This is a genomic window from Nostoc sp. UHCC 0251 (genome assembly GCF_034932245.1).
GTDB lineage: Bacteria > Cyanobacteriota > Cyanobacteriia > Cyanobacteriales > Nostocaceae > Nostoc.
The window spans coordinates 1-6,989 of sequence record NZ_JAYGHD010000170.1 but is presented as its reverse complement, the minus strand read 5'-3'; the positions used below and the strand labels follow the sequence as shown (position 1 = coordinate 6,989).

Annotated in this window: 4 protein-coding genes; 1 reads left to right on the top strand and 3 read right to left on the bottom strand. The window is 39.3% G+C overall.

Features of this window, described 5'->3' with window-relative positions; translation table 11 throughout:
• Positions 1 to 93 precede the first annotated feature (93 nt).
• Entirely contained in the window at positions 94 to 1,614 is a 1,521-nt protein-coding gene (locus VB740_RS16445) for an ATP-binding protein (protein ID WP_323201038.1), read from the bottom strand.
• A 10-nt stretch (positions 1,615 to 1,624) separates the two neighbouring features.
• Positions 1,625 to 4,423: a PAS domain S-box protein gene (locus VB740_RS16440; protein ID WP_323201037.1), complete on the bottom strand. Its 2,799-nt coding sequence runs from the start codon at positions 4,421 to 4,423 to the stop codon at positions 1,625 to 1,627.
• Between the two features lie 237 nt (positions 4,424 to 4,660).
• On the opposite strand from VB740_RS16440, the gene VB740_RS16435 reads away from it, so the two are divergent.
• Positions 4,661 to 4,918, top strand: a complete 258-nt coding sequence (locus tag VB740_RS16435; RefSeq protein WP_323201036.1) for a DUF1816 domain-containing protein — start codon at positions 4,661 to 4,663, stop codon at positions 4,916 to 4,918.
• 366 nt (positions 4,919 to 5,284) lie between these two features.
• Here VB740_RS16435 and VB740_RS16430 read toward each other — a convergent pair whose 3' ends face one another.
• On the bottom strand, positions 5,285 to 6,817 hold the full coding sequence (locus VB740_RS16430) for a SagB/ThcOx family dehydrogenase (RefSeq protein ID WP_323201039.1): 1,533 nt from the start codon (positions 6,815 to 6,817) through the stop codon (positions 5,285 to 5,287).
• Positions 6,818 to 6,989 lie beyond the last annotated feature (172 nt).

Below are 6,989 nucleotides of genomic sequence, written 5' to 3'. Positions count from 1 at the left end.
GAAACCCCTCATGTAGAGACGCGATTTATCGCGTCTAAAAAACTGACACGTTAGACAGACGCGATAAATCGCTACAAAGAATGGACTCGTCAATCATTCATTAGCTTGACTCAAGGATAATTCGGAATTTAAAGGCAAAACTACTGTGAATGTAGTACCGATTCCGACTTGACTTGTAACGCTGATTTGACCTCTGTGAGCATCAACGCACCTTTTAACGATTACTAACCCCAATCCAGTACCCTGAATTGATTGGACATTTGAGGCTCGGTAGAATGACTCAAAAAGTCGAGCTTGGTCTGGTTCAGGAATCCCCATACCTTGATCTTGAATATAAAAAATTGCTACTTTCTGAATCGGGTCGCAGATTAAATCAAACTGAATCTTGCCACCTCTTGGAGAATATTTAACCGCGTTTGAGAGGAGATTTTCAAACAGGTAATGTAAGAGTCCTTCATCCATTACAGCGTCAGTATGATCGCTTTGGCAGCTAAAAACGAGTTCACATACGCTACTCTCAACAATAGAAAAATCTTCGATTAACTCTCGACAAAATTGTTCTAAGTTAAGTGGAGCAGGGTTGTATACGAGTTTTTCTGCCTCCGCTCGACCCATAAACAACACCTCTTCCATGAGTTTTTCCAGAGATTGCACAGCACCTTGAATTCGCTTTACATAGATTGCTCTTTTGGCATCTGTCAAATTTGCTCCTTGCATTTCTATGAGTTCTACTGCCGATTGAATAACAGTCAGCGGATTACGGAACTCATGAGATACGGTAGAGATAAATAAGGACTTGAGACGATTAAGTTCTTGCTCCTTCTCCAATGCTTGCTCTAGCAACTTTGTTTGGCGTCGTTCGCTAAGATCCCAGAAAACAAGTACTACACCATTTATCTGGTCAGGTCGCCGCTTCAGTGGTGAAGCACTATCACCAATTGGAACTCTTTTTCCGTCTCTTGTAATCAGAGATGTGAATTCCTCTAAATAAACAACCTGTTGCTCCCGCAACACTTTTGTTATTGGGTTTTCTAATGTAGTCTTTGTAATGTCATTGACAATATGAAAAATCTTCGCCGCCTCATTCCCTAAAGCCTCTTTTTGCTGCCAGCCAGTCAGTGCCTCAGCTGCGGGATTCATGAATGTCACAGTTCCCTGCTCATTTGTAGCGATTACAGCATCACTCATTGAGTTTAAAAGGGTTGCTAACTGGTCTCGATTTTCTCGCAGTTCACGCTCTAATTGGTGTTTTAAAAGACCGATCTCGATCGCTATTCTTAAATCTTTGATAGTAAAGGGTTTAACGATATATCCAAAAGGTTGGGTAATTTTTGCTCTTTCTAAAGTATGATCATCACCGTATGCAGTTAAAAAAATTACAGGTACATCTAACTGCTCACGAATTTTACTAGCAGTAGCAATACCGTCCATCTCACCTTTCAGGATAATATCCATTAATACTAGTTCTGGTTGAGTTTCCCATGCCTTGGCAATGGCAACTTTTCCAGATGAAGCTGTACCTGTAACAATGTATCCTAGTTGCCTGAGTTGGCTGGCAATAGTTCTAGCCACAATCACTTCATCTTCAACGACTAAAATCCTAGCTTGACCCATTTGATATTTATTAATGCAAAGTTAACTGCGTAAATTGGATTTTGAATACTGTTCCGTGATTGCGTTCTAGAGTAATGCAGCCTTCTAGTTGTTCTGTAACCAAGTCATATACTAAGGACAGTCCCAAAGAATCAGTATTTTTCCAATCTAAATTATCTGGTAAACCAATACCATTATCTCGGATAATCATCTCAATATTATTGCCAACATTACGTAAAGCAATACTGATTGTGCCTACTTGTTGGTTGGGAAAAGCGTGCTTAAGGGCATTGGAGATTAATTCGTTAATAACTAATCCACAAGCAATAGCTTGGTCAACATTCAAGCTAACTGAATCTATATCAGTTTCTAGAGCGATTTTTCCAGGGCATATTTGATAGGAAATTAGTAAGCTCGCTGCCAAATTATGGATATAATCAGCAACATCAATTTTTCCAATATTAGCGGAAGTATATAAATTTTTATGAATTAGAGATATAGATTCAATCCGGTTCTGACTTTCTCTAAGAGCTTTGATGGCTTCTGGATCTTTGAGTGTTTGAGACTGGAGTTGCAATAAACTGGAGACGATTTGCAAATTATTTTTAACTCGATGATGAACTTCTTTTAAGAGAACTTCTTTTTCAGCCAAGGCATTTTTTAACTTTACTTGAGCTTTTTGTCTTTGAACAAGTTCAGTTTGAGCTTGCTCAAAGATGCTGGATTGTTGAATTGCGATCGCTAATTGGACTGTCAGTTGATCGAGCAAATCTAATTGATTTTCTTCCCATTCGCGGAAACCAGAGCATTGGTGAGCAATCAGTAAACCCCAAAGGTGAGAGCCAGGGTTTTGAGAGCTTACTTCTAGTAAAATGGGCACGACTAAATTTGCTTTAATTTCAAACCGTTCTAACAAGCGAATATGACAATCAGTTAATCCCGCTTCATAAATATTAGCGATCGCTCTTTTACGTCTTTGATAATACTCCACTCCTGCGCCTGCTTGAAAACACGTATCATGAATCTGCACGTTTAAAGAAACTGTCCATCCAGGTTCCACCGATTCTGCCACAATTGTGCCGATCATCTGTGAGTCAAACTGATAAACTACTACTCGATCAACCCCAAGCAAATCTCGCACTTCTTGAACTGTTGCATTCAAAATATCTTGAAGATTTAACGATTGACGAATCCGTTGAGCAACGGTTCGCATCAATTGCTCCCGTTCGGCTTGAGCTTTTAGAGCCAGTTCAGTTTGCTTACGTTCTGTGATGTCTTGTCCAATACCAATAATTTGACCATTTGAAAGTTTAACATTCGTCCAAGATGTGTCGAGTAAATGGCCATCCTGCATCTGAGTCTTAAAATCAATCCAATTACGTTGTGCAGACTGAATAGAATTAATTACATATTGTCGATATTCAGGATTAGGATATAGCGCTTCCAAAACATCGCCAGTTTGGAAATCCTGAAATTTCCAGCCTAAAACACTTTCCCATTCTTGATTTACCCATTGAAGTTTGCCATTGGTATCAATGAGTGCAATCATCAACGGTATACTCTCAAAAATTTTCCGCAAAAACTCATTTTGCTCTTGGAGCTTTGTTTCTAGATTTTTTCGATCATTGATATCATAAAATACTGTTAAAATTGCTGATTCACCGTTAAATGTTAAATATTGCAGTGAAGCGATCGCCCAAAAATAACTTCCATCTGCTCTTTTTAATTGAAGTTCGTAATTCTGAATAGAACCATCTTGATGAAGAAGTTTTTTTAGGGTTTCTAAATCAGCTAAATTATGATATAAATCTAATATTTTTTTGTCATAAACTAAATCCTCTGGAGAAAAGTTAAATATTTTAATCAACTCTGGATTAGCATATAAAATTAACCCGTCAGACATCCGCGAAATCATTAATGGAATAGGAATTCCTTCAGAGATGACTTGAAATCTAGCTTCACTTTCCTGAAGGGTTCTTTCTATTCGTTTGTGTTCTGTTATATCTCGAATATTAACCAACCGAGCGTTGTAACTAGAATAATCTATTGAATGTGTAACGATTTCAACATCAAGAATCTGCCCGTCTTTGCGCTGATGTCGCCATTGCCCAACAAAGTGTAAGTTAGTCTTATTCCGTCCTAAATGTTCTATAAAAATAGGCACATCTTCTGGAGGGCGAATGTCAGTTACTCGCATTTGCAAAAACTCTTTTCGTGAATAGCCGTAGTGGATAACAGCAGCTTCATTTACATCTAAAAATTGCAGATTATCCTGGTTATATACCCACATTGGATTAGGGTTTTTAGAAAAAAGGAGATTGAAACTCCTTTGGCTATCATCAACAATATTTTGCCGATGTAACTCTAAATACCTTATTACTTGTCGAGATAACAATTCTAAGGCTACTTGCTCTTTAACAGCCAAGTTTCGCGGTGCAAAATCAATTACACAAAGACTACCTAGTGCAAAGCCGCTTGAGGTAATGAGGGGAACACCTGCATAAAAGCGAAAATAAGGATTTGATGTTACAAGGGGATTTGTTGCAACTCGTTCATCTTGCAAAGTGTCTTGGATGATTAATATTTTACTTTGCAAGATAGTATAACTACTAATGGAGATACTTCGAGAGATTTCTGATATAGTTACTCCAATTTTTGACTTGAACCATTCCCGTTCTGCATCAACTAGGCTAATGAAAGCAATTGGTGTTTCGCAAAGGTTAGCAGCTAGTTGAGCCAGTTCATCAAAAATTTCTTCTGGTGGCGTATCTAAAATTTGATACTGATTAAGTACTTCTAGTCGTTGGCTTTCATTTTCTGGAAATAGCATTAGTGATTGTGTGACAAAAATCTTTTGTAGTATCAGTTTTAACTTGAATTCGACGAACCTAAAAAGCCACCACAGCCAGAAGGCAAGTTGGCATGATCACATAGAAGCTTAACATTAAGCATAGTTAAATTTTACATATCTCATCCTTTTAGCAGATGATAACTATTAGAGCAACAGTAATGCTGTTAAATACCTACTAGCAATCTAATTTTTCCTTTTGTGTTAAACAAATTTAAAATGTTGGGTTCAATAATTATTCAAAAGGTTATTAGTGATTACTGGGTAGAACTCATCACTGAAAGTCCTTACTGCATCTACTATTTTGGGCCTTTTAAAACATTTGTTGAAGCGAAAGCTGCTTGCCCTGGATATATTGACGACCTTGAAAGCGAGGGAGCCTTGGGAATAAAAATCGTCATTAAACGTTGCCATCCAGATGTGCTAACGATTTGTGATGAAGAAGTGAGCTATAGCAAGCAGTTTTCAGTTGAATGAGGTTATCAGAAGAAGTAAGTGAAGAAGGCAGCTATGCTGAAGAGTGCCATCTAGAAACTAAAAATCTTTACATCATAAATTCATCAGAAAAAGCTAGGTTCAAAACCTCGCTCCTGGTGGGCAAAAAAATCCTTGTTTTTCAAGGTAGGTAAAAACCCCACCCCGGAGTGTCTGTCTGAATTAATTACGAATTACGAATTGCGAATTGCGTTAGCGCAGCGTTAGCGAGTCTTCGAGCGTCATTGCGAATTGCGAATTGCGAATTGCGAATTGCGAATTGGTTTTATCCCCAGAAGTTGAGCTTAGGAGAGGAACCGCAAAAAACGCAAAGAATCTTTGTGTACTTTGTGTTATTTGCGATTTGTTTTATCTTGGGCGTCCCAATGTAGTGATATATAGAGCAGCTTCATCAGTAGGAATACCCAAAACTTCATTTACTTGGTCATCAAAGAAACCACCAATCCCACTAACGCCTACATTCAGGTGCATTGCGGCTAAATTCAGGCGTTGCCCCAAATGACCCGCATCCATATGTAAGTAACGGTAAACGCGATCGCCATATTGTGCGATCGCAGCTTTCAAATCGGCTGTATGAAATAATACTGCTGCTGCATCCCGCCCTAATTCTTGCCCCAAACAGAGAAAATGTAACTCTCGCCGAAAGTTTTTAAACCGAATTTGGCGTAATTCTTGAGCTTTGGGCGCGTAATAGTAACAACCGGCATCTAATCCTTTGACTCCGCAAACAGCAATAAATGTTTCTATTAAATTCAAATCAAAGTAGTCTGGAGAAATATCTAAACTTTGATCGATATAATTTTGCGGTTGGTAAGCAAAATCGAGTAAACGTTTTAATTCATCAAAACTTAAATCATCACCATTATAAGCGCGGGTGGAGCGTCGCTTGTACATAGTAATTTCCAGTTCTGATAGCTTTTGTCCCCAATCTATAGGTGCGGTTGTGGTGGAAATTTTCAAGCAGAAAGGAAAGTTATATTTATCCTCTAAAGATTTTTCTTGTTTGATAGTTGGTAGATTGAGATTGCCAGTGACACCTGATTCGATCTGAGTGTGTCGATGGAAATATGTCAGCAATTCGCCATCGGGGATTTCGGGATAACTGGTTTCGGTGGCGGAAGGTAAAGCAGTACATCCCAATGGCAAGTTTTGATTAACATCTAACAAGTCTGCCAGAGGTAAGACAGCGATCGCACCTTCTTGTTGCGGATCGATATAAAGCAGATCGTTTACCGATTCATCCACAAAACCGCCGATTAAGTGGGGGCGATAGTCAGTAATCGCACCAGCTAGCTCGATATTGCCCAACAGGTGTCCTGTATCTAAAAAAATCCGCCGATAAGCCCGATCTTCATAGCGCCACGCAGAGCGATAGAATACCGCAGTCACAATAATTGCTAGTTGAGTATTTTCTAGAGAAGGATGCCAGAAACAAGCTGCTTGGAGAGTTTGCCAAACATCACTTTCCCAATAGTGCATTAGAGAATGAGTCCGACATTGGTAGTTATACAAACCGGGTGGCAATAACGACGTACCACGGGAAACCACATACACCTCAGCCGGGTATAGTCCACCTGCACTGGGAGCAGCACGTAAATACACCGCGCTACCCATAGAAGGCATTCTCGCCGTCAATCCATAGCTGCGAAACAGCAGCCGTGAAAGTCTTTGCCACCATTGAGCATCTGGGTTATTAGCAAATCCCTCAGATTTTTCTTGAATATAAGGTTTGAGATCAAAAGTAGAGCCAATTTTGTACTCTTTAAAAGGCACTGGCTGTTTAGCCCAGTCTAGCCTTTGACTTTTGGAGGCGAGAGTCTCAGGATCGTATTTAGTCCGTTCGTGATAATGCTGGGCAATTGATTGGTGTAATTCTGGCATAGTACTTTTAATATCCTTGGGGCATCCTTTCTTTGATCTTGGCATTCATCAGCCTCATTATTTCGTGTCAATTCGTACAATCCTTAGAGTCACAAAGTGGTAATTGGTAACAGATGAATTGGGGAATGGGGAATGGGGAATGGGGAATGGGGAATGGGGAATGGGGAATGGG